The 19,106-nt window shown below is 60.6% G+C and carries 20 protein-coding genes; 12 read left to right on the top strand and 8 right to left on the bottom strand.

Annotation, left to right across the window (positions count from 1 at the left end):
- Nucleotides 1–11: 11 nt before the first annotated feature.
- The 4 genes from JQ558_RS16315 (at nucleotide 12) to JQ558_RS16300 (ending at nucleotide 3,106) form a co-directional block, all read left to right on the top strand.
- Nucleotides 12–722: a hypothetical protein gene (locus tag JQ558_RS16315; RefSeq protein ID WP_212294227.1), complete on the top strand. Its 711-nt coding sequence runs from the start codon at nucleotides 12–14 to the stop codon at nucleotides 720–722.
- Entirely contained in the window at nucleotides 722–2,014 is a 1,293-nt protein-coding gene (locus tag JQ558_RS16310; RefSeq protein ID WP_212294226.1) for an MFS transporter, read from the top strand. The genes JQ558_RS16315 and JQ558_RS16310 overlap by 1 nt, the downstream gene beginning before the upstream one ends.
- A gap of 94 nt (nucleotides 2,015–2,108) precedes the next feature.
- Nucleotides 2,109–2,795 (top strand): YqcI/YcgG family protein, encoded by a 687-nt coding sequence (locus JQ558_RS16305; RefSeq protein ID WP_249142502.1) that lies wholly within the window; start codon nucleotides 2,109–2,111, stop codon nucleotides 2,793–2,795.
- A complete protein-coding gene (locus JQ558_RS16300) occupies nucleotides 2,792–3,106 on the top strand; it encodes a cupin domain-containing protein (protein WP_212294224.1) in 315 nt (104 codons plus the stop codon). The genes JQ558_RS16305 and JQ558_RS16300 overlap by 4 nt, the downstream gene beginning before the upstream one ends.
- A 24-nt stretch (nucleotides 3,107–3,130) precedes the next feature.
- Here the strand turns inward: JQ558_RS16300 and JQ558_RS16295 are convergent, their stop codons facing one another.
- Nucleotides 3,131–3,316: a hypothetical protein gene (locus JQ558_RS16295; protein WP_212294223.1), complete on the bottom strand. Its 186-nt coding sequence runs from the start codon at nucleotides 3,314–3,316 to the stop codon at nucleotides 3,131–3,133.
- Between the two features lie 25 nt (nucleotides 3,317–3,341).
- On the opposite strand from JQ558_RS16295, the gene JQ558_RS16290 reads away from it, so the two are divergent.
- The gene (locus JQ558_RS16290) at nucleotides 3,342–3,527 is read left to right on the top strand and encodes a hypothetical protein (RefSeq protein WP_212210050.1); all 186 of its coding nucleotides are present in this window, start codon (nucleotides 3,342–3,344) and stop codon (nucleotides 3,525–3,527) included.
- Nucleotides 3,528–3,647: 120 nt separating this feature from the next.
- Here JQ558_RS16290 and JQ558_RS16285 read toward each other — a convergent pair whose 3' ends face one another.
- From JQ558_RS16285 to mddA, 3 genes are all read right to left on the bottom strand, one after another.
- Nucleotides 3,648–4,910: a CaiB/BaiF CoA-transferase family protein gene (locus JQ558_RS16285; protein WP_212274798.1), complete on the bottom strand. Its 1,263-nt coding sequence runs from the start codon at nucleotides 4,908–4,910 to the stop codon at nucleotides 3,648–3,650.
- Between the two features lie 261 nt (nucleotides 4,911–5,171).
- A complete protein-coding gene (locus JQ558_RS16280; RefSeq protein WP_212294357.1) occupies nucleotides 5,172–5,594 on the bottom strand; it encodes a GFA family protein in 423 nt (140 codons plus the stop codon).
- A 100-nt stretch (nucleotides 5,595–5,694) separates the two neighbouring features.
- Nucleotides 5,695–6,498, bottom strand: coding sequence for a methanethiol S-methyltransferase (mddA, locus tag JQ558_RS16275; RefSeq protein WP_249142501.1), 804 nt, complete (start codon nucleotides 6,496–6,498; stop codon nucleotides 5,695–5,697).
- A 44-nt stretch (nucleotides 6,499–6,542) separates the two neighbouring features.
- Between mddA and JQ558_RS16270 the strand changes: the two genes are divergently transcribed.
- A complete protein-coding gene (locus JQ558_RS16270) occupies nucleotides 6,543–8,111 on the top strand; it encodes a winged helix-turn-helix domain-containing protein (RefSeq protein ID WP_212294222.1) in 1,569 nt (522 codons plus the stop codon).
- A gap of 3 nt (nucleotides 8,112–8,114) precedes the next feature.
- On the opposite strand, the gene JQ558_RS16265 is transcribed toward JQ558_RS16270, so the two are convergent.
- On the bottom strand, nucleotides 8,115–8,684 hold the full coding sequence (locus JQ558_RS16265) for a DUF6456 domain-containing protein (RefSeq protein ID WP_212274796.1): 570 nt from the start codon (nucleotides 8,682–8,684) through the stop codon (nucleotides 8,115–8,117).
- 66 nt (nucleotides 8,685–8,750) lie between these two features.
- Nucleotides 8,751–9,281, bottom strand: coding sequence for a GcrA family cell cycle regulator (locus JQ558_RS16260; protein ID WP_212294221.1), 531 nt, complete (start codon nucleotides 9,279–9,281; stop codon nucleotides 8,751–8,753).
- A gap of 132 nt (nucleotides 9,282–9,413) precedes the next feature.
- Here JQ558_RS16260 and JQ558_RS16255 point away from each other — a divergent pair, with 132 nt between their 5' ends.
- The 3 genes from JQ558_RS16255 to JQ558_RS16245 all read left to right on the top strand — a co-directional run bounded on the left by JQ558_RS16255 (nucleotide 9,414) and on the right by JQ558_RS16245 (nucleotide 11,813).
- Nucleotides 9,414–10,031 carry an XRE family transcriptional regulator gene (locus tag JQ558_RS16255; RefSeq protein ID WP_212034764.1) on the top strand — a complete coding sequence of 206 codons (618 nt, stop codon included), beginning with the start codon at nucleotides 9,414–9,416 and terminating at the stop codon, nucleotides 10,029–10,031.
- Nucleotides 10,032–10,217: 186 nt separating this feature from the next.
- On the top strand, nucleotides 10,218–10,493 hold the full coding sequence (locus tag JQ558_RS16250) for a hypothetical protein (protein ID WP_212294220.1): 276 nt from the start codon (nucleotides 10,218–10,220) through the stop codon (nucleotides 10,491–10,493).
- A gap of 165 nt (nucleotides 10,494–10,658) precedes the next feature.
- On the top strand, nucleotides 10,659–11,813 hold the full coding sequence (locus JQ558_RS16245) for an OpgC domain-containing protein (RefSeq protein ID WP_212210043.1): 1,155 nt from the start codon (nucleotides 10,659–10,661) through the stop codon (nucleotides 11,811–11,813).
- 17 nt (nucleotides 11,814–11,830) lie between these two features.
- On the opposite strand, the gene JQ558_RS16240 is transcribed toward JQ558_RS16245, so the two are convergent.
- Complete coding sequence (locus JQ558_RS16240) at nucleotides 11,831–13,132, bottom strand: glycoside hydrolase family 3 protein (RefSeq protein WP_212294219.1); 1,302 nt, start codon at nucleotides 13,130–13,132, stop codon at nucleotides 11,831–11,833.
- A gap of 187 nt (nucleotides 13,133–13,319) precedes the next feature.
- On the opposite strand from JQ558_RS16240, the gene JQ558_RS16235 reads away from it, so the two are divergent.
- Genes JQ558_RS16235 through JQ558_RS16225 form a run of 3 tightly spaced genes read left to right on the top strand, consistent with a single transcriptional unit; the run spans nucleotide 13,320 to nucleotide 17,225 of the window.
- Nucleotides 13,320–14,909 (top strand): DUF4173 domain-containing protein, encoded by a 1,590-nt coding sequence (locus tag JQ558_RS16235; RefSeq protein ID WP_249142500.1) that lies wholly within the window; start codon nucleotides 13,320–13,322, stop codon nucleotides 14,907–14,909.
- A gap of 25 nt (nucleotides 14,910–14,934) precedes the next feature.
- Nucleotides 14,935–15,636: a response regulator transcription factor gene (locus tag JQ558_RS16230; RefSeq protein WP_212294218.1), complete on the top strand. Its 702-nt coding sequence runs from the start codon at nucleotides 14,935–14,937 to the stop codon at nucleotides 15,634–15,636.
- Entirely contained in the window at nucleotides 15,633–17,225 is a 1,593-nt protein-coding gene (locus tag JQ558_RS16225) for an ATP-binding protein (RefSeq protein WP_212294217.1), read from the top strand. Before JQ558_RS16230 ends, JQ558_RS16225 begins: the two co-directional genes overlap by 4 nt.
- On the opposite strand, the gene JQ558_RS16220 is transcribed toward JQ558_RS16225, so the two are convergent.
- A complete protein-coding gene (locus tag JQ558_RS16220; protein ID WP_212274791.1) occupies nucleotides 17,222–18,454 on the bottom strand; it encodes an acetyl-CoA C-acetyltransferase in 1,233 nt (410 codons plus the stop codon). The two genes, JQ558_RS16225 and JQ558_RS16220, sit on opposite strands and share 4 nt — an antisense overlap.
- Between the last annotated feature and the right edge of the window lie 652 nt (nucleotides 18,455–19,106).

Genomic DNA, 19,106 nt, shown 5'->3' with positions numbered 1-19,106 from the left:
GGAGTTCGGCGATGACGCGAAATCTGGGCAGCCGGTATCAGGCGATCAAATCGCCCTGGACAGACTACGCGGTCTACAGCTTCCCGGATGCATCAAGCGTTGCAGCCTCCGACCGCCAACCGCTGATGGACGCGATGAACGGCATCATCGCCGTCAACTGGAAAGCCAGCGAGCCGCATTGGACGGCGAACGCCTCCCCGTTCGACAGCAAGTTCAGCCTCATTCTGGTTTTTAGCAGCTCAGGACTGGCCGCGTTTTCAGTCTATCGCGTGCTGAGTATCTCCAGTGGACTTGCAATCTATCGCAGTGGAACCGAAGTGCTCCCCGCCCATCAGGGCCTCGGGCTCTACGGCTTTTTCACCTCGGAAGTTCTGAGGCGCTCAGGCGCCGCCGAGAAGGGTGACAGCGTGCTCTATGGATGGCGGACGCGAAATCCCATCGTATGGGCCGCCAATGCCAAGATCTGCGAGAAGGTTGCCCCCTCGCTGCTTGGGGACACGCAGGATCCCGCACTGCAAGCGGCCTGCATTGAGATGTGCTCCTCGCTGTACCCCGGCAAGCTGCTGGAACTGCCCGGCATGATCATGCGGGGCGCCTACGGCCACATTAAGCACCACCGGCAGGACTATCATGGCGTGGCGTCGCTGGTCGACGCCGCGATGTCCCGTGTGATTCCCGATACGGCCGATGCCCTGTTCTCGGTCGGATACGCGAGGGTATGATGTCGATGCCCGGACAACAGGCCATCATCGCACCGGTCTCGCGGTTTACCGATCGCGCCTATCTGGCCTGGGCAGCGGTGGCCATCGCCTACGCCATCGCGTTCCTGCAGCGCGTGTCGCCGCAAACGGTCAGCCTGAACCTCATGCACGACTTCAGCACCGACGCCGCCGGCGTCGCGATGCTCGCCTCCAGCTACTTCTGGGGCTACACCTTGATGCAGATTCCGGCGGGTCTTCTGGTCGACCGTTACGGCGTCAAGCGCGTGGTGCTGTTCAGTATGGTGGCATCCTCGCTCGGGAGCGCTGCGTTTGCGCTGGCGCCGAATATGCTCGACGTTTTTGCGGCGCGCCTCGTCATCGCTTGCGGCGACGCGCTGGTATTCACGGCGCTGTTGAAGCTCGTGGCGCAGAGCTTCAGCGACGAGCGGTTCGGCGTGATGTCAGGCATCTCGCAAGTATCCGGCTACGTCGGCGGGGTCATCGCGACGACACCACTCGCGGCCGCGGTAACCGGCTTCGGCTGGCGCGCGTGTTTCCTGTTCATCGCCGCCGTCGGATTGGCCAACCTTGCCTTCGCCAAGGTCGTGCTGAAGCCTGATCCGGTGTCGCGCAGCAACAAGACGTTGAAGGGCGTCGTTCTGGCCGCCGGACAATCTCTGACTCAGCTCGCCAACTGGGGCTGCGCCATGACTTTTGCCTCCCACTTCGCCGTCGTAACGACATTGTCGGGCGTCTGGGGCATTCCGATGGTGGCGCACTTCTTCAATATCTCGCCGACGGCGGCCGCCACTCCCCTGCTCGCCTTCATGATCGGTAACGCGGTCGGCTCGATCTTTCTCGGTCACATGGCTGACCGCGCAGCATCCGCGCTCGACATCGCGCTGATCCGCATCTGCGTGCTGCGGATGGTGCTGATTGCAATGCTGCTGCCGCCGATCGCACAGGCGTTCGGACTGATCTACGTTACCATCGTGTTTACGGCGCTCGGACTTGTCGCCGGCGGGACGGTGCCCCTGGTGCTGAAATGCACCAAAAAATTATACACATCCGACCTTATCGGCGTCGGCGCGTCCGTGAACACGACGGCCGCGGGAATTTTCGCCGGCGCGGCACAGCCCGTCATCGGGTTCGCCATGATTGCCGCCAGTCCGCTTGCCGCCAGCGGCGGCATGCAAGGCGCTGCCGCGATCGGCGACGCCGGTTACAGCATGCTTATCGGAATTCTGCTGCTCATGTCGCTGCCGGGTATCGCCGGGCCGTTATTGATGAGGACCAAATTGATAGTTCGCTAGACGTATTGAACGTAGAGGGGGCGTTATGGAGCGTTTATTTTTGAGAAAAGAGGAAGTCGCTTCGAAGTATCCGGTGAGCAGTTGGCAAAGCGTCATGTTCTCCGAATTCGAAGCCCAGATGAGCAGCGAAGCGAGGCCTTTTCCCTGTGTTTTCGGTGTGACCGGCCATCGGCAGGACCAGTTGCGCTATCTGTTCCTCGATCCCTACGACGTCGAGATTCTAGGGGTCCAACTCGCACAATACGTCTCCGAGTCCAGATCGTACGGTCCCAACACTTCGTTGATCGTATTCACCCGACCTCGCCCGGTGCAGACGCTTGACGCCTATTACCGCAAGATGTGGCTGACGCTCGACCAGTTGGCGCGGCTCGACAAGAGTCCATGGCCGGCGGAGATCCCGGAACAGATCGATCATCCGATGTGGGAGTTCTCATTCGCCGGAGAGCCGATTTTCGTGGTGTGCACGACGCCGGCACACGTGATGCGGCAAAGCCGCCGGTCGAGCGCCTTCATGCTCACCTTCCAGCCACGATGGGTGTTCGAGAAGATCCTCGGTAGCGAAAAGGCCACCAACGCCGCGTTCGCCGAAGTACGCAAGCGGCTCATTCCCTACGACAATGCAAGCCCCTCACCGCATCTCGGCCGTTACGGTGCGGCCGACGGGCGCGAGTATCAGCAATACTTCCTGCATGACGATAACGAATCCGGAGGAGGCTGTCCCTTCGCCAAGCTCGCGCAGAGCAAACCGTCTCAAATCGAAGACAAGGAGCAAGCGGCATGACCCAAATCATTGCAAGTCAGAAAACCGAGTTCGCTATCGATCCCGTCATCCTGGACCTGCTCCCCGAGCAAGGCAGCATCGAATTGCAGCATGACGCCGCGGGCAAGGTGCATCGCTTTCACACCCATCCGGTAGATGAAATCCTCGTGATCATTAGCGGCCGGCTGAATTTCACGTGGGATGGCGGCGAGCGCATCGTCGGCGCGGGCGATACCATCCACCTGCCCGCCGGCACGCTCCACCAATCCGAAGCGCTGGAGGGCGGCGCCGTCTACGCGATCGCGACCCGTCCACCGGCGGCGAATAATTGAAGCAAGGCGCGCATGCAATGGGGGTCACGACAATGCGGGATCGTTAGACAAAGGGTCCGCCGCCACCCGTTCGACCAGCTCGATGATTTCGGAACGCTGACCGGACGGAAGTTTCACGAAAGCCTTCAACAGTCGCAGGCTTTCGATCGTTTCGCTCGATGGAGCTCCGAGTTTCTTCTGCAGCTCTGCAACATAAGTGGGATTTTTCATCTCGCACCTTAGAAGAGGAACAGGAATGGCATATCCAGGTAAACGTGAGGGCTTGGCCCAGAAAGTAGATACTGCTGCGCAAGAAGCCGAACGGCTCGGCCTGACGACGGCGACCCTGATACTTCGCATGGCTCGTCTGGAAATCGATCGCGCGGAGCCTGAACAGGTTGCAACTATGCCAAAAAACAACCTGCGCAGCAAGCCGAACTGAACGGCCGAAACGGCCCGATTCAGCGCGTCGAGAGCGTCGGCGGAAAATGTGCGGTGCCGGGACCGGTCCGAATGGATCAGCCCCGCACCGGAGACACGATTGGAAACGAAAGCCGGCCGATCAGCCGGTGTTACCAGTCTTTCCGAAAGCCCCCGCCTCGGCCAAATCAGCGATACGGCGGTCATCGTATCCCAGCGTCTTGCGCAGCACTTCCTTGGTGTGCTCGCCGAGCAGCGGCGCAGCGACGGGATCGATCGTCGGCGTGAGGCTCATATTGAGCGGCGTTTCGATGTTGGGCACTGAACCAGCGGTCGGATGCGGGATGTGGCTGAGGCGATCGCGGTCGCGCACTTCCGGCGCGTTGAAACCCTCCTCCACGGTGCGCAGATAGCCGACCGGTATGTTCGCCTTTTTCATCTTCGCCATCCAGTTCTCGAGCCGGTCGCTGGCAAAAACGCCGGCAATGATGGCGCGCAGCTTTTCCTTGTTGGCCGTTCGGTTTTTCCGGTGGGCGAACTCAGGGTCGGTTACGAGGTCGGGCCGTTCCAGCACTTCGGTCACAAGGCGGCGGTACAGCCGGTCGTTGGCACAGGCCATATAGAGCGGCCCGTCGGCGGCCTGATACACGCCGACCGTCGGTGAGCCGTTCGGTGAATTACCGAAACGACCAGGGTTCTCGCCGCTGATCAGGTACGCCATGCCATAAAAGCCGGTCATCGCTACCGCGGTGTCGATCAACGCCACCTCAACCTGCTGGCCACGGCCGAGCCGGTCGCGCGCGATCAGAGCCAGCAAAATCGCGTTGCACGCCGACATTCCCGTCGCCATGTCCACGATCGGCGGGCCGGTTCGTACCGGCTGAGCATCCGGAAAGCCATTCAGCGACATAAAACCGCTTTCGGCCTGTGTGATCGGATCGAACCCGGGGCGCAGGGCGAGCTCTCCCTTGCGGCCATAGGCCGAGATCGAGCAATAGATCAGTCGCGGATTGGTCGAAACGACGGATGCATAGTCGAGGCCGAACTTCTTCATCACGCCGCCAGAGAAATTCTCCACCACGACGTCCGCTTTCGCGATCAGTTCGCGCGCGACCTCCAGCGCCGCCGGATTGGTGAAATCGAGCGCAATTCCGCGCTTGTTGCGGTTGAGACTGAGGAAGGCCGCACTCTCGCCGCCGATTTCCGCATGTTCATAATGACGCGTATCGTCGCCGCCATCCGGATTTTCGATCTTGATCACCTCGGCGCCAAAGTCGGCCAGCGTTTGCGTACAGGCGGGCCCTGCAACAACACGGGTGAAATCGACGACCAGCAGACCATCGAGGGCGGTCGGTTCGCCCTTGGCGCGCGGCGTGCGCTCCGGCAATTGCGGTCTGGCAGTCATGTCGGGCATTTCCTCGTTTTATTTTGCCTGGCGGAACAGATAGCCATCGCCGCGAAAGGCGTTTCAAGGCCTTTTACCGGAAGCCCATAGGTAACGCCAAACCCCGAATTTGCAGGGCGGGACCTGCCTCTCACATAGCTCTCTCCAAAAGCGAACGCCGCCCGATCCGGGTCTACCCAGGGATCGAGCGGCGACGCTTCAAGGCGATTGCACGGCGGACCCGGTTCGCCACGTCGTTCCCGTTATGGAAAGCTCATTCTCTCATTCGGGAACGGCTTGACCGGAACCACCCAACTCGGCGGGAAAGTCCTTCAGCTTGGGCAAGCCATCACGCATCGGCAGCACGGTCTCGGCATAATTGATATGCACGCCCGGCGTGAAGCGGAGTGTCGGGAGCGTCGCGGCGAAGACGTCGACGAGTCCTAGCGTAGGATGGCTCGTCATCAGATGCCCGCCACACTTCGCGCAGTATTTGCGTTGGCTCATCGGTGTCTTCTCGAATGTCGCGACGTGCTGCTTGCCCGAAGTGATCTCCACCGCTTCCGGCTTCCACAGCGTAAAGGCATTCACCGGCCCGCCGGACCACGACCGGCACGAGCTGCAATGGCAGTACCCCATGCCCTCCGGCGACCCCGTCACCTGCACTTCGACCGCACCACAGAAACAATTTCCCGTATGCTTCATAGCCTCTGTCTCCTTACAGACAATTGAAGGGTCCAATCGGATCAATTTGCGCCACTGGAACAGCATCGATACCCGCTGTTTGTAATGAAGATAGTCCTCGTCAAGCATGTCGACGAGGTCGCTCATCGAGCAATATCCCGATGAAGATGTAGGCCGTGGTCACCGCCGCGAACAACAGATGTCCGACGCTCATGGTGGGGGCCGCCCAGAACGCGATGATGAAGCCGAGATAGATCGGATGCCGCGCGATATTGTACAGCAGCGGCGTCGGGAGGGTCGGTGGCGGCACCTGCCGACCGGTCAGGCGGTTGGTGACCTGATGCAGTCCGAACAAATGATTGCTCAGGACCGTGCTGGTGAACACGATCACCCAGCCGACAAATGACAATATGGCCATCGTTGCGGCCATTTCGGGCTCTTCGATCTGCCAGACGACGGCCGGAATCGGCCGCCATTGCCAGAACAGCAGTAGGAGCGTCAGGCTGGCGAACAGCACATAGGTGCTGTGCTCGAACGGTTTCGGGATAAACTGCGTCCACCATGGTTTAAGGCCCTTATGCGCCATCACGCCGTGTTGAATGGCAATCAGCGACAGCAAGGCGAGATTGACGACGATTGCTTCAAAAACGGGCGAATTCGCGCCGGTATCGATGGCCTTCGGCACGACCAGGTCCGATACGAACCCGACCGCATACAAAATCGTGAAGAGAAATGTGAAATAGGCCACAGCGCCGAACAGAAATGCAGTGAACTTGAGCATTCGATTTGTCGGCATGACTGAGCCAATGGCTCGGGCTTCGGACATGACATGAACTCCGTGGAGAGCAATGGGATCGCGACTTCGGTTTTTGCAGAATGGCTGAAACACGCCGACAAGACTTTGCCTGACGCTTGATCTCTCCATGAGATGGACTTGATTGTTTGTTAAGAACGGATGCGACAACGCACGTGAAATTTGACTTCGACAAGTACGCTCTGGACACCAATCTTCGCGAGTTGCGCCGCGACGGCGAACTGGTTGCGATGCAGCCGCAAGTGTTCGACCTGCTGGTTCATCTGTTGAAGCATCGCGATCACGTCGTCAGCCGGAACGATCTCATCGCGCTGGTTTGGGGCGGTCGGACCGTGTCGGACTCAACGCTCGACAGCCGCATCAACGCCGCCCGAAACGCCATCGGCGACTGCGGCAAGGAGCAACGGCTGATCCGGACAATTCCGCGAAAGGGTCTTCGCTTCGTTGGAGCCGTGAACCAGCACGTGAATGGCGTTCATCCGACCCCCGAGCCAGCGAAGACAGCTGCCGAGCCGGCCCCCCGGCCCTTGCCGTTACCGGATCGACCGGCGATTGCCGTATTGCCGTTCGACAACATGAGCGGCGACCAGGAACAGGAATACTTCTCTGACGGGATCAGCGAAGACATCATCACCGCGCTGTCGAAATTGCGCTGGTTCTTCGTCATCGCCCGCAACTCGTCGTTTTCCTACAAGGGCAAGGCGGTGCACCTGAAGCAGGTCGCCGCCGAACTGGGGGTGCGCTACGTCCTCGAAGGCAGCGTGCGCAAGAGCGGCGATCGCGTGCGCATCACCGCGCAGCTGAACGACACTGCGACCGGCAGCCACGTCTGGGCAGAGCATTACGACCGCGATCTGGTCGACGTATTCGCCGTGCAGGACGAGATCACCGACGCCATCGTCGCGGCGATCGAGCCGCAGATCTACGCCGCCGAAAACTTCCGCAGCCGGCGCAAACCCCCGAACAGCGTGGACGCGTGGGACCTTGTTATGCGGGCGCTGTCGCATCATTGGCGCGTGACGCGCACGGACAGCGCCGCCGCTCAGACGCTCCTGGAACAGGCGATTGCGATCGATCCGAATTACGGCCAGGCGCTGGCCTTGATCGCCACCAACCACATGTTCGGCGTGCATCTGGGCTGGGCGGACATTACGACCGTAGCACCCATCGCCGAGCGCGCCGCGCTCGCAGCCATCGCCGCCGACAGCGAGGATGCGTGGGCGCATACCGCGCTCGCCAGCGTCTATTTCTCCACACGTCGCCTCGACCACGCCCTGGCGGAATTTGAGCTGGCGCTGCAGCTCAACCCGAACTTCTCGCTAGCACAAGGATACTACGCATTGGCGCTGTCCTATTGCGGGCGATGGCAGGACTCCTATGCGGCCGCGCAACGCGCCATCCGCCAGAGCCCGCGCGATCCTTCGTCCGCGATCTATTACGGCGTCGCCGCCTATGCCCAGTTCGTCGGCAGGAACTATGGCGAGGCGATTTCGCTCGCGCGCGAAGCGACCCGCCAGCGCGGCGATCTCAGCGGCGCCTACCGCGTGCTGACGGTGGCCGCCGGCATGGCCGGGAAGATCGACGTCGCCAAAGCTGCACTCGAGGAGCTGCGGCGGACCCAGCCCAATATCTCACTGGCCTGGATTGCGACGCAGCTGCCCTGGAAGCTCGAGGCGGATCGGGAGCATTATTTGGAAGGTTTTCGCCGCGCTGGGCTGGAATAACCTTCATCGCGGGGGCGTTTTTGCCGGATTGGCTGTCGCGAACCCATAGATCAGCGCCAGCCGGTCGAGGCATTCGCAGAATCGGCGTGCGAAATAGTCTTTCCAGCGCTGCGTGCGCAATCCCCGCCTCTGCCCGACCTGCTCCATGGTCAAGCCGTGAACCAGGACGTCATGCACCAGCGCCGAACCATCGGCCCCCAGCTCGCGCTCGGCGCGATTGAGCCGCAGCACGGCCTTGCGCTGCCCCTCCGTGATCGGCTCCCGCATCTGCCCACCATCCACGTACTCCCTGGTCGGATCGACGGCGCGCGGGCCGCGTTCGGCTCTCTCCCAATCGCTCTGAAAGGCCCGCCCGCCCTGGTACTGCGCCTCGTCGATCTGGCGATGCGAATGCAGACGGGCAAGCGGATCGTTGCGGATGGAGCGCAGGGTAACGATCTTCTCACCCGGCTCCAGCGCCAGGGGATTGTCGACCTCGACGGTCGCGACCTCGGCGTTGCGTGGCAAATCCCGGGATTTCCGGTCATGTACCTGTGCAGGGTTATACGGTTTGTTCCGTTTTGCTCTCGGCATATCGGATGATCTCCTTACAGGGACGGTGGGATTTGGATTGCGCCCGGAAGAACCTGGCGTTGCTGTTCATGCCGTCTCAACCAGCTTGAGCAAGACAGTGCACGCCGTGCGTTCCGATGGCGTGCCGGGGCCGCGGCTCAAATGAAAATGCGGTGTGCAGTAACTCGAGCCGGGCCGGCGTGGATGACCGCAGAAGGTGATGGCTTCGCCCTCTTCGTCCCCGCCGCAAGGGTAGCGGCAATCGCCGCGTTCCAGTTCGATCAGGGAAAGATGACGCGGATCGATCCCGACACAACGCAGTTCGACCGGCTTCGTCCCTCTAAACGGTGGCACCGGCCATGGAAACCTGGGCGATGTCGACTTTACCAGGTGAATTTCGCCCGGCCGGTCTAACCGCGGCTGCCCGCATGGGGACGATTCGGTCCGATGGTTCCAGGCGAGCCCCATCCGCTTGGCACGGCTCAGCACCGCATTGCGCGAGTAAGCTGTGTTGAATTTCCTGTTGATAGCTGCCGCGATCCGGGCAAAGGACAAATGCAGGGCAAAAAGCTCCCGCAGCGCGCCCGAGTGCTCGGGCGCCCAGTCTGTTGGTTCCATTACCGAATTTCCTGTTTCTTTGAACGCCGCCCCGACGCCTCCATCTATTTCCGATATTCCGAACGAAAAGTCAAGCTTGATTTCTGGTTATCGTAACTGCTAGTGTTTCCGAAATTCGGGAAAGGAAGAACCATGCTGGACGTCAAAATGATCGAACGGGCACTTGAGAGGACAGGCAAGAGCAAGGGGGGCTTGGCGGAGGCCATGGGGGTTCGTGCGGGCGCAGTCTCGGAAATCCTGTCCGGGATACGGCTGATCAAGGCATCCGAGATCGGTCCGATCACGGAGTATCTCGGGCTGAATTCGGTGCCGATCATGGGCCGGGTCGGCGCCGGCGCAACGATCGAGCCGGAACACGAACAGGTGCCGCCGGAAGGCCTCGGCGAGGTCGAACTGCCCTTCCCGATGGCCGAAGAGACCATCGCCTTTGAAGTTGCAGGCGATTCCATGCTGCCAAAGTACGAAAATGGCGACGTTATCGTGGTTTTCCGCGAGCAGCGCCATCCGCTGTCGAGCTTCTACGGCGAAGAGGCTGTCGTGCGCCTGAAGACCGGCGAGCGCTATTTGAAGACGATCGAGCGAGGAAAGTCCTCACCTCTGGTCAATCTCAAGAGCTTCAACGCCAAGCCGATCACGGGCGTGAAACTCGAATGGATCGGCGAGATCTGCGTCACCCTGCCGCGGGGCCAGATCGAACGCCTGCGCAATAAGGCAGCTGCGAAGACACGCAAGGCCGGGAAGGCAAAATAGCGGACGGGATGCCGGAGAAAGGGAGCGATTCGGAAGGTTAAGGCCGTCAGGTGATTCGGCCGACCGGCCTTCGGGAACAGGGCCAAATTCGCCTTGGTTGCTGCTTTTCCGAACTTTTGCTTGACTTTTCCGATTTTCAGAAATACTGTAGTCATCCGTTCCAGGGTGACTGACAGATTGCCAAGCATGCAGTATTTCGTCGTGATGATCGATTACGGCCGTCGCGGCCGTGAAGCCATTGTCGATCCTGAAATTACCCGGCGCGAGGTCATCTCGCGGATTGCGTCGGGTGAATACAGGAACATCAGCTTCGTCCGTGAAATCGTCGATTCCTCCGTCGAGGACATCACCGCCGACATTCTGAACGAAGCCGCGCTTCCCGATATTGCCGCGGCAAGCGTCGATCTGCAGGCCGACCAATTCGACCACCAACGCGACCTGCGAAAACATGAAACCGTCTGAACTCGCGCGCCCCTATTCCGTCGTCAAAATAATGTGATCATTAACGGGCTTTGATCGCCGCCGGCTTCCTTAAATATTCTTCACGCAAAGTCTACTCGGCCGGCGCACGCAATTGCGCTACATAACCGATTCGATTTTCTCCGGCTTGCAAAGTTCTTACGCTCCATGTTTCCGTCAATGAAGGTCGAGATTGCCGCACGCGACGGCGATCCCCGGCTCAGTCTGCTGCTTGGTATCGCTGCCTGGTTCATATTTCTGGATCACATTCCGCATAACGCGGTCAGCGTGTTGACCCTGCGGAATTTCGGATTCAGCGGCGCAACCGACCTGTTCGTGTTTGTCGGCGGCTATACCGCCGCGATCCTCTATGGAAAAATGATGCTGGAGCGCGGTTTCCTGGTCACCGCTACCCGCATTTTCAGGCGCGTATGGCAGTTATACGCCGCCTATGTCGTCCTGTTCGTGATCTATATCGACTTGATCGGATACGTCGCCAGGAAATCGGCGGCGCCCGAAATCATCCACGAATTCAATGTCGCCGGAATCCTCGGCCACACGATCCGGACATTGATTTACGGCCTGCTGCTCCAGGCCAAGCCGCTCAACCTCGATGTGCTGCAGCTCTTCATCGTTTTGATGGTGTTCTTTCCGTTCGTACTGTTCGGAATGTTGCGCCGGCCGAACGTGACGGCAGCCGGGTCGATCGTCCTTTACCTCGCCGCCCGCAAATTCGACTGGAATCTATCCTCATTTCCAGACGGGCACTGGTATTTCAATCCGTTCTCCTGGCAGTTGCTGTTCGTGCTCGGCGCATGGTTCGCGTTGGGCAGCGCGAGGCAGATGCGGGCGATTCGTTCGTTCCAGGATCTTTCGATTCTCCGCATACTGGCTTTGCTCTATCTCTTGTTCGCGTTGATCGTGACAGCAACGGGAAACGTGCCGCAGTTGGCTGGAATCGTCCCTGACGCCGTGCTCAATTTCTTCCTTCCAAATGAAAAGGAAAATCTGGCCCCTTACAGGGTACTTCATTTCCTCACTCTTGCATTCCTCTTCTCGCTCGCGGTCCCGAGAGACTGGCATGGATTTCAACGGCCAGCCCTGCGGCCGATCGTGAAGTGCGGGGAAGAATGGTTGCCTGTCTTCTGTGCCGGTGTCTTCCTTTCCTTTGCAGGGCATTTCTTCCTGATCACGGGACCGAATTCGCTCGCCATGCATTTCCTGGTCAGCATCGCCGGAATCGCGATCATGGCGGGCGTTGCCTATTACGCGTCGTGGTCCAGGCGGCAGGACTACAAACCTGCATTTGGCTCGCGATATTGACCAACGGAGTGATACCCTCAATCCAGCGGGAACGTGCGCTTCAGCCGTGCCTCGCTGTCGCGCAGCGTTACCGAATCGAGTTTTCCTTTGGAAGATGCCTCCTTGGCGCAGGCAAAGATCCGATAAAACTGCGTACCGTCGAAGGCGACCAGCAGCAGATCGACGCCGGCATTGAGCGCTTCCACCACCGCTGTGCAGACATTGTTCTGATAGATCGCGCCCATCACCAGATCGTCAGTCATAATGACGCCCTGATAATTCCACATCTTGCGAACGATGCCGTCAACCACAAGCCGGGAATGCGACGCCGCGCGGTCGGGATCAACAGCGGTCAGCGTCACATGCCCGATCATTAACTGCGCCCTGGAGCCCGCCAGCACATCCCGAAACGGCCGCCAGTCGGACGCTTCAAGTTCCGCCAGAGGTGTGTCGAGACTGGCACTGAAGTGATGGGTATCGGCGCGAACCCGACCCAGTCCCGGAAAGTGCTTCACGGTCGCGCCGACGCCAAAGGCCTCAAGCCCATGCACATAGGACCTGGCGATGTCGGCCACGATGGCCGGGTCGTCTGAAATCGCGCGCTGGCCGATCAGCGTGTTGAAATCGAACCGGTTACGCTTCGCGTCGGGCCGCAAATCCAGCACCGGCGCCAAATTGAGGTTGACGCCAAGCGCCGCCAGTTCCTGTCCATGAGTTCGCCCGAACGCCTTCGCTTTCTCGGCGCGAATATCCGGCGGAAGGCCCGCCAGCGTCGAGAGCGCAGGCAATTTGGTCAAGGGCGGCGACAGATGCGAGACGATGCCGCCTTCCTGGTCGGCGGCGACAATCAATGGCGGCAGACCGGCGGCACGTCGTTTTTCCTGAAGCGCCGAGATTTCGGATTTCAGCGTCTCCGGTGCTCTTCGTACATTGTGCTTGGTGATGTAGATGCCGGCGATCAGGCCTTTCTCAGCCAAAGCAGCCACCTCAGGGAATGATGAATACCCCACCATGAAATGCTGGCCGAGGCTACGCGCCTGCGCGACGTCGGTCTGCAGAACGCTTCGTTTGCGCAACTCGAAAGAAGCTTGCGCGCACAGCATTGAAAGCGGCGGCAGGCACCACAGCAGGACCAGCAGTTTTCCCGCGATCCCTCGCCCGCGCCAGTAACCGCCATAAATCAGGCAGGCGAGAACGCCAACACTCGCCACGACAAGAACGGTATTACCCGTACCACGCAGCGCAATCAGATAAGGATCGTTCTTGTTCGCCGCGACGAAAATGAAAGCCAACCCCGCGAACCAGACCAGGCCGACGCCGATACGTTTGATGATTTGCATGAAGGACGATGCTGTGTGCGTGTTAAAGGCGAGACCATCGCCGTATCAAACTTGTTATTGCTGCGCGAGCGCATAAGCGTGGCTGCACGGAAACTGCATAAGAATCCTGAAGTCTTGCAGACGGCCTTCCCGGCATTTGCACAACGGCCGCGCATAGCTCGTCTTGCAAACCGGTGACGACCCTCGAATGTCGATTCCTCCACGTCTAGCCAATGATGGTTGTTGGCTCTGTGAGCCTCCCTCGACGGCGCGGGTCTGCAGTTTTTCCCTCCAGACAGGCAGCGCAACGATGGCTGAATTCTCCACGCCGGCACCCCATGCAGGCTCAATTCGCGAAAATACTTTCCCAATCAAGCCGGCCATTGCTCTGGCTCTCGCGGCGTTGGCCGACTGGTTGTTCTACGGTCAGCGAACCGGAATATCCGCTGTTATCTTCGCCATTGCGCTAACCGGCGGCGCGCTGCTCGCCAATTTCACCAGGCTGAACAAGGCGCAGGCTCTGCTTGCGGGCCTCCTTGTGCTCGCCAGCCTCATCCCGGCCGTTGAGGAATTCAATGCCGCTTCGCTCTTCTTCATTGTCCTGGCGATTGGCATCGGCCTCTCGCTGGCGACGAATCGCAAATTGACCGGTGTCGGCGAGCAAGCCGCCGCGCTCTGCGACCTTTATCTGGTCGGTCCATTCAGATTGATCCGCGACGCCATCAGCGCGTTCAATCTCCCGGCGCTGACGGCGGGTTTCACCGTGTGGCTCATTCCGGTGGTTCTCGGGGGCGTTTTCGTATTGCTGTTCGTATCGGCCAATCCGCTGCTTGAGAAATGGATCAGCCTGCTGAACCCCGGCAGCGCCACCTCCTATATCAGCCTGGGACGGGTGCTGTTTTGGACGGCCGCTTTGTCGCTCGTTTGGCCCTTTATCCACGTCCGGTGGCGCCGCAAGTCCGAGGTGCCGGCCGATCTGACCGTGGCAGCAACCGAGGCGCAGGAGAAGCCGGTTCATGACGTCGACTTCTTCGGTGTGGCGACCATCCTGCGTTCGCTGATCCTGTTCAACTTGCTGTTTGCAGTTCAAACCGCTCTGGACGTGTTCTTTCTCTGGGGCAACGCGACGCTGCCGGCCGATATCAGCTATGCGGCCTATGCGCATCGGGGCGCCTATCCCCTGATTCTCACGGCGTTGCTGGCTGCGGGATTCGTACTCATCGCGATGAGACCCGGCGGCCCGGCCGAGCAGTCGAAGGTGATCCGGCCGCTGGTGTATCTGTGGGTCGCACAGAACGTCCTGCTGGTTGCGTCATCCATCCTGCGGCTCGATCTCTATGTGCAGACTTACCTGCTGACCTGGTGGCGTGTGGCTGCCTTCATCTGGATGCTGCTTGTCGCGTTCGGACTGTTGCTCATCGTTGCCCGCATCAGGCTCAATCGTTCGAACGATTGGCTGATCCGCGCGAACCTCATCACTTTGACCGCAACGCTCTATGTCTGTTCGCTGGTCAATTTCCCTGCCATCATCGCTAATTACAATGTCGATCATAGCCGCGAGGTCTCGGGCAAGGGTCTCACGGTCGACATCAACTATCTGTTTCACCTCGGCCCTCAGGCCTTGCCCGCCATCGACAGGGCGATTGCCCTCCGCAGCTTCGATCCAAACCTTGTTTTCCGCCGCAACTACCTTGTAGAACAGCATCGCAACGATTTGGCTTCCTGGCGCGCCTGGGGTTTTCGGAGCTGGCGGCTCCAGCGTACTCTGGACGCCCAGAAGAGTTCGACCGCAAGTTGACGACGACCTTTGTCCGGAGAGACGTTTGACACACCGTATCCTCATCGTCGATGACGACCTGCATATTCGCGAAGTCATCCGGGTCACGCTTCGGAAGGCCGGGATGACCGTGTTCGAGGCGCGGGACGGCAAGGAAGCTTTGACCCGCTTCGCCGCCGACAGGCCGGACCTCTTGATTCTCGATATCGGCATGCCGGAATTCGATGGATTGGATGTCTGCCGGGAGATCCGAAAGTCATCGGACGTTCCGATCCTGTTTCTGTCGGCACGCGACGAAGAGATCGACCGTGTGCTGGGCCTCGAGATCGGCGGCGACGATTACGTCACCAAGCCTTTCAGCCCACGCGAACTCGTCGCGCGGGTGAATGTCATCCTGCGCCGCACCTCACAGCGTGGGTCGGACACCGAGGCAACAGCGGCGCTTTCCCAGGGCGGGCTGCTGGTTGATCCGGAACAGCATGTTGCGGCGTTCGCCGGTACACCGCTTCGCCTGACCGCCATCGAATTCGGAATCCTCAGGGCTTTTCTGACCAGGCCATCGGTGGTCTTCAGCCGCGAGCAGATCATGAATGCCGCCTATCAGCTCAATATCCAGGTGTCGGACCGCACCATCGACAGCCATATTCGCAATATCCGCGCCAAGCTGGCCGCGGTGAATTGCGACAATGTCATCGAGACCATCCACGGCGTTGGCTTCAAGCTCGGCCGATGTGAGCCGCACGCATGACATCACGGGCCGGCGAGAAATGGCGGCCGTCGGTCGGAATGATCATTTTTGCCGCGTTGGCCGCGGTGGCCGCCTTGCCTCTGGTCGGACTGTTCTTCTTTCGGCTCTATGACAACCAGCTTATTCACCAGACCCAGGCCGAGCTGATTGCCCAAAGCCGGGTGTTGGCCGCGGTCTATGCGCGGGAGGTGGAAGCCCGCCTCAATGCCGGGGTCGTCCTGGGCGCTGAACTCCCGCCCGAAGCGCGCCCCGTTGCGGACGACAAGATGACGCCAATCCGGCCGGCACTCGACCTTGCCGCCGGCGCCGACCTGCTGCGGCGACGGCCCGACGCGCTGCCGGCCGGTGCTCCCGCATCTCAGGCTTACGTCGAGATCGGGGCCCGGCTGATGCCGATCATCCTGGAAACGCAGAAGGTCACGCTGGCGGGTTTCCGGATTCTCGATCCCCGCGGCGTGGTGATCGCCGGCCGCAACGAAGTCGGCCAATCGCTGGCGCATATCGAGGAAGTGGCGGCCGCCTTGCAGGGACAGTATCGCGCCGCGTTGCGGATCAGGGTCCCCGACAAGCCCCCGCCGCCAATCTACTCGTTCAGCCGCGGCGTCGGCGTTCACGTATTTTCGGCCATGCCCGTGGTCGTCAACAACCGCGTTGCCGGCGTCATCTACCTGTCGAGGACGCCCAGCAACATCTTCGACCATCTCTATCAGGAGCGCGGCAAGTTCATTCTTGCCGGCTTCGCCGTCATCTTCGCCACCGTCATCATTGGCCTGGTGTTTTCCCGCACCATCACCCGTCCGATGCGTGAACTGGTCGAGCGCGCCGCCCGTATCAGTCGCGGCGACCGCGACGCCTTTCGGCCGCTGGCGCATTACGGCACCCGCGAGTTTGCCCAGCTGTCGCACAGCTTTCTCGACATGGCCGAGCAATTGTCCAGGCGGTCGGATTATATCGCGACCTTCTCGTCGCATCTCACCCACGAACTCAAGTCGCCGCTGACCTCGATCAAGGGCGCCGCAGAACTCTTGCTGGATTCGCTGCAGAGCGAGACCGACAATCTCACTCGGATGGAGCAGAAGAATTTCGTATCGAATATTCTGGGCGACACCGAGCGCCTGGAAGCGATGACGCAGCGGCTGCGCGAACTGGCGCGCGCGGAGACCGTGCCGCAGAACGAGCACGCCGAATTGAGCCAGGTCATCAGTGGGCTGAAGAGCCGTTTTCCCACCCGTGCGATCGACGCCACCGGCTGTCTCGAACGTTCGATCGGCATGTCCAATGAGAAGGCACTCATCGTCCTTTCGCATCTGACCGACAACGCCATTCGTCACAACGCTGGGATTGTGCGGCTGGCGGCGGTCGATGAAGGCACCACGGTCAAGATGACGGTGAGCAACGACGGTGATCCGATATCGGAAGCCAACCAGGAGAAGATCTTCGACGCGTTCTTCACCACCCGCCGCGACACCGGTGGCACCGGAATGGGACTCGCGATCGTCCAAGCCGTGATGGCAAGTCACGGCGGATCGATCCGGCTGTTGCCATCAGACAAGGACGTGGCGTTCGAGCTGCATTTTCCTGCCGCCTAGACCCGCTCGATAATGATCGCAGGCGCCATGCCACCGGCAGCGCACATCGTCACCAGGCCGCGCCTGAGGTCGCGCCGCTCGAGTTCGTCGAGAACGGTGCCGATCAGGATCGAACCGGTCGCGCCGATGGGGTGACCGAGCGCGATTGAGCCACCATTGACGTTGACCTTGTCGCGGTCGAGCTTGAGATCGCGGATGAATTTTTCGGCGACGACGGCGAACGCCTCGTTGATTTCGAACAGATCGATATCATCGAGCGTGAGACCTGCCTTGGCCAATACCTTGCGCGCCGCCGGCACCGGCGCATTCAACATCAAGGTCGGAGAGTCTCCCATGTTCGCCATCGCGACCACGCGCGCCCGCGGCTTCAAGCCATGCGCCTTGGCATAATTCGGTGAAGCCAGCAGAATTGCCGCCGAGCCGTCGACGACGCCGGAGGAATTGCCGGCGTGGTGCATGAAGTTGATGTCGAGATCGGGGTACATGTCCAGAATGAGGTTACGATAGGTCGTGCCCTTGTCGTCGAGCGGATAATCCGCCACCGCGGTAAAGGCGGGCTTCAGTCCCGCAAGGCCTTCGAGCGTGGTCTGCGGGCGCGGATATTCCTCGTGATCCAGCGCAAGGGTGCCGTCCTCGCGGAAAACCGGCACGAGGCTCCTGTCGAAATGACCGCCCTTAATGGCGGCGGCCGCCCGCTTCTGGCTCTCCAGACCAAGTTCATCGACGTCCTGACGCGAAATACCCTCCAGCGTCGCCACCGCATCGGCGCAGACGCCCTGATGCGACTGCGGGTGCCGGGCGCGCAGACGAAGATTGCCATTGTCCATCATGAACGGCCCCTCGCCGCGGCGGCCCTCCATGGACATCATCTCGGTGCCGCCGGCGATCACGAGATCCTCGGAGCCCGCCATGATGGCGTTGGCCGCCATGTTGACGCTGGTGATGCCGGAACCACAGAACCGGTCCAGCGTCACGCCGCTGGCGCGCACGTCATAGCCGGCATCCAGCGCCGACATCCGGCCGAGGTCGCCGCTCTGCGCTCCGCGTTGGGAACTGGTGCCCCAGATAATGTCGTCGACGTCAGCGGTATTGATGCCGGTGCGGTCGGCCAGCGCCCGCAACACGGTGGCGCCGAGTTGCTGCGGATGGATACCGGCGAGCGCACCCTTGCCGGCCTTGCCAATGCCACGCGGTGTCCTGCAGGCGTCGATGATCAGCGCGTCAACCATGGTGTTTTCCTCGGATTTGTTCGTTGAACACATTTGCCGCCGGTCTAGCCGCAAAGTCAATTCACGCCGCGGGTCTGGGGCCATGCACTTCGGGTAGAGGCGCCAGTCCACCATAGCGCTCACGCTCTCTGCTCGTCGTCCCGGCCTTGAGCCGGGACCCATACCGCGTGATGCTCATTGTTGCAGAAGATATTTGACACTTGCGTTCTCACCGATGGGCCGCGGCGTATGGGTCCCGGCTCAAGGCCGGGACGACGGCGGTGTTTGTTGTGCGACCATCATCCAAACGTGGCTTCGCATTCCCGCGACGCGATGCGCCCGAGCTTTGCCAGAAATTTCCTTACCCTCGAAAATGAGGGCGCAGGGAAGACCGGGTGCGCGCTGCACCCGCGGTCCCGTGTGCGGTTTGCACTAAGTAGGCTGCACACGAGCATACAGGGCAGCGGTGAACACCCGGCCTTCCCTGCGCAATGGCTTTACGGCTTATGCCGTGATCTCCCCGGAGACGAGTTCTTGGTTGACTCCGTCGCTGCCGTTCAGCTTTCGCCTACCCGACAGCTTGACACCTGCAACGGGTGCCAGGACCACACGGTTTTGCCGTACGCTTATCCACGCCGTCGTCTCAGCGTAAACCAGCGTCCACCGCAACCCG

The organism is Bradyrhizobium sp. AUGA SZCCT0160 (assembly GCF_018130105.1).
Taxonomy (GTDB): Bacteria; Pseudomonadota; Alphaproteobacteria; order Rhizobiales; family Xanthobacteraceae; genus Bradyrhizobium.
The sequence above is the reverse complement of the archived record's forward strand: the minus strand, read 5'-3'. Positions and strand labels throughout refer to the sequence as shown.

Coding starts and splice junctions, on each gene's coding strand:
- JQ558_RS16315 (WP_212294227.1), top strand. CDS start 12: ATGACGCGAAATCTGGGCAGCCGGTATCAGGCGATCAAATCGCCCTGG.
- JQ558_RS16310 (WP_212294226.1), top strand. CDS start 722: ATGTCGATGCCCGGACAACAGGCCATCATCGCACCGGTCTCGCGGTTT.
- JQ558_RS16305 (WP_249142502.1), top strand. CDS start 2,109: ATGTTCTCCGAATTCGAAGCCCAGATGAGCAGCGAAGCGAGGCCTTTT.
- JQ558_RS16300 (WP_212294224.1), top strand. CDS start 2,792: ATGACCCAAATCATTGCAAGTCAGAAAACCGAGTTCGCTATCGATCCC.
- JQ558_RS16295 (WP_212294223.1), bottom strand. CDS start 3,316: ATGAAAAATCCCACTTATGTTGCAGAGCTGCAGAAGAAACTCGGAGCT.
- JQ558_RS16290 (WP_212210050.1), top strand. CDS start 3,342: ATGGCATATCCAGGTAAACGTGAGGGCTTGGCCCAGAAAGTAGATACT.
- JQ558_RS16285 (WP_212274798.1), bottom strand. CDS start 4,910: ATGACTGCCAGACCGCAATTGCCGGAGCGCACGCCGCGCGCCAAGGGC.
- JQ558_RS16280 (WP_212294357.1), bottom strand. CDS start 5,594: ATGAAGCATACGGGAAATTGTTTCTGTGGTGCGGTCGAAGTGCAGGTG.
- mddA (WP_249142501.1), bottom strand. CDS start 6,498: ATGGAGAGATCAAGCGTCAGGCAAAGTCTTGTCGGCGTGTTTCAGCCA.
- JQ558_RS16265 (WP_212274796.1), bottom strand. CDS start 8,684: ATGCCGAGAGCAAAACGGAACAAACCGTATAACCCTGCACAGGTACAT.
- JQ558_RS16260 (WP_212294221.1), bottom strand. CDS start 9,281: ATGGAACCAACAGACTGGGCGCCCGAGCACTCGGGCGCGCTGCGGGAG.
- JQ558_RS16255 (WP_212034764.1), top strand. CDS start 9,414: ATGCTGGACGTCAAAATGATCGAACGGGCACTTGAGAGGACAGGCAAG.
- JQ558_RS16250 (WP_212294220.1), top strand. CDS start 10,218: ATGCAGTATTTCGTCGTGATGATCGATTACGGCCGTCGCGGCCGTGAA.
- JQ558_RS16245 (WP_212210043.1), top strand. CDS start 10,659: ATGTTTCCGTCAATGAAGGTCGAGATTGCCGCACGCGACGGCGATCCC.
- JQ558_RS16240 (WP_212294219.1), bottom strand. CDS start 13,132: ATGCAAATCATCAAACGTATCGGCGTCGGCCTGGTCTGGTTCGCGGGG.
- JQ558_RS16235 (WP_249142500.1), top strand. CDS start 13,320: ATGTCGATTCCTCCACGTCTAGCCAATGATGGTTGTTGGCTCTGTGAG.
- JQ558_RS16225 (WP_212294217.1), top strand. CDS start 15,633: ATGACATCACGGGCCGGCGAGAAATGGCGGCCGTCGGTCGGAATGATC.
- JQ558_RS16220 (WP_212274791.1), bottom strand. CDS start 18,454: ATGGTTGACGCGCTGATCATCGACGCCTGCAGGACACCGCGTGGCATT.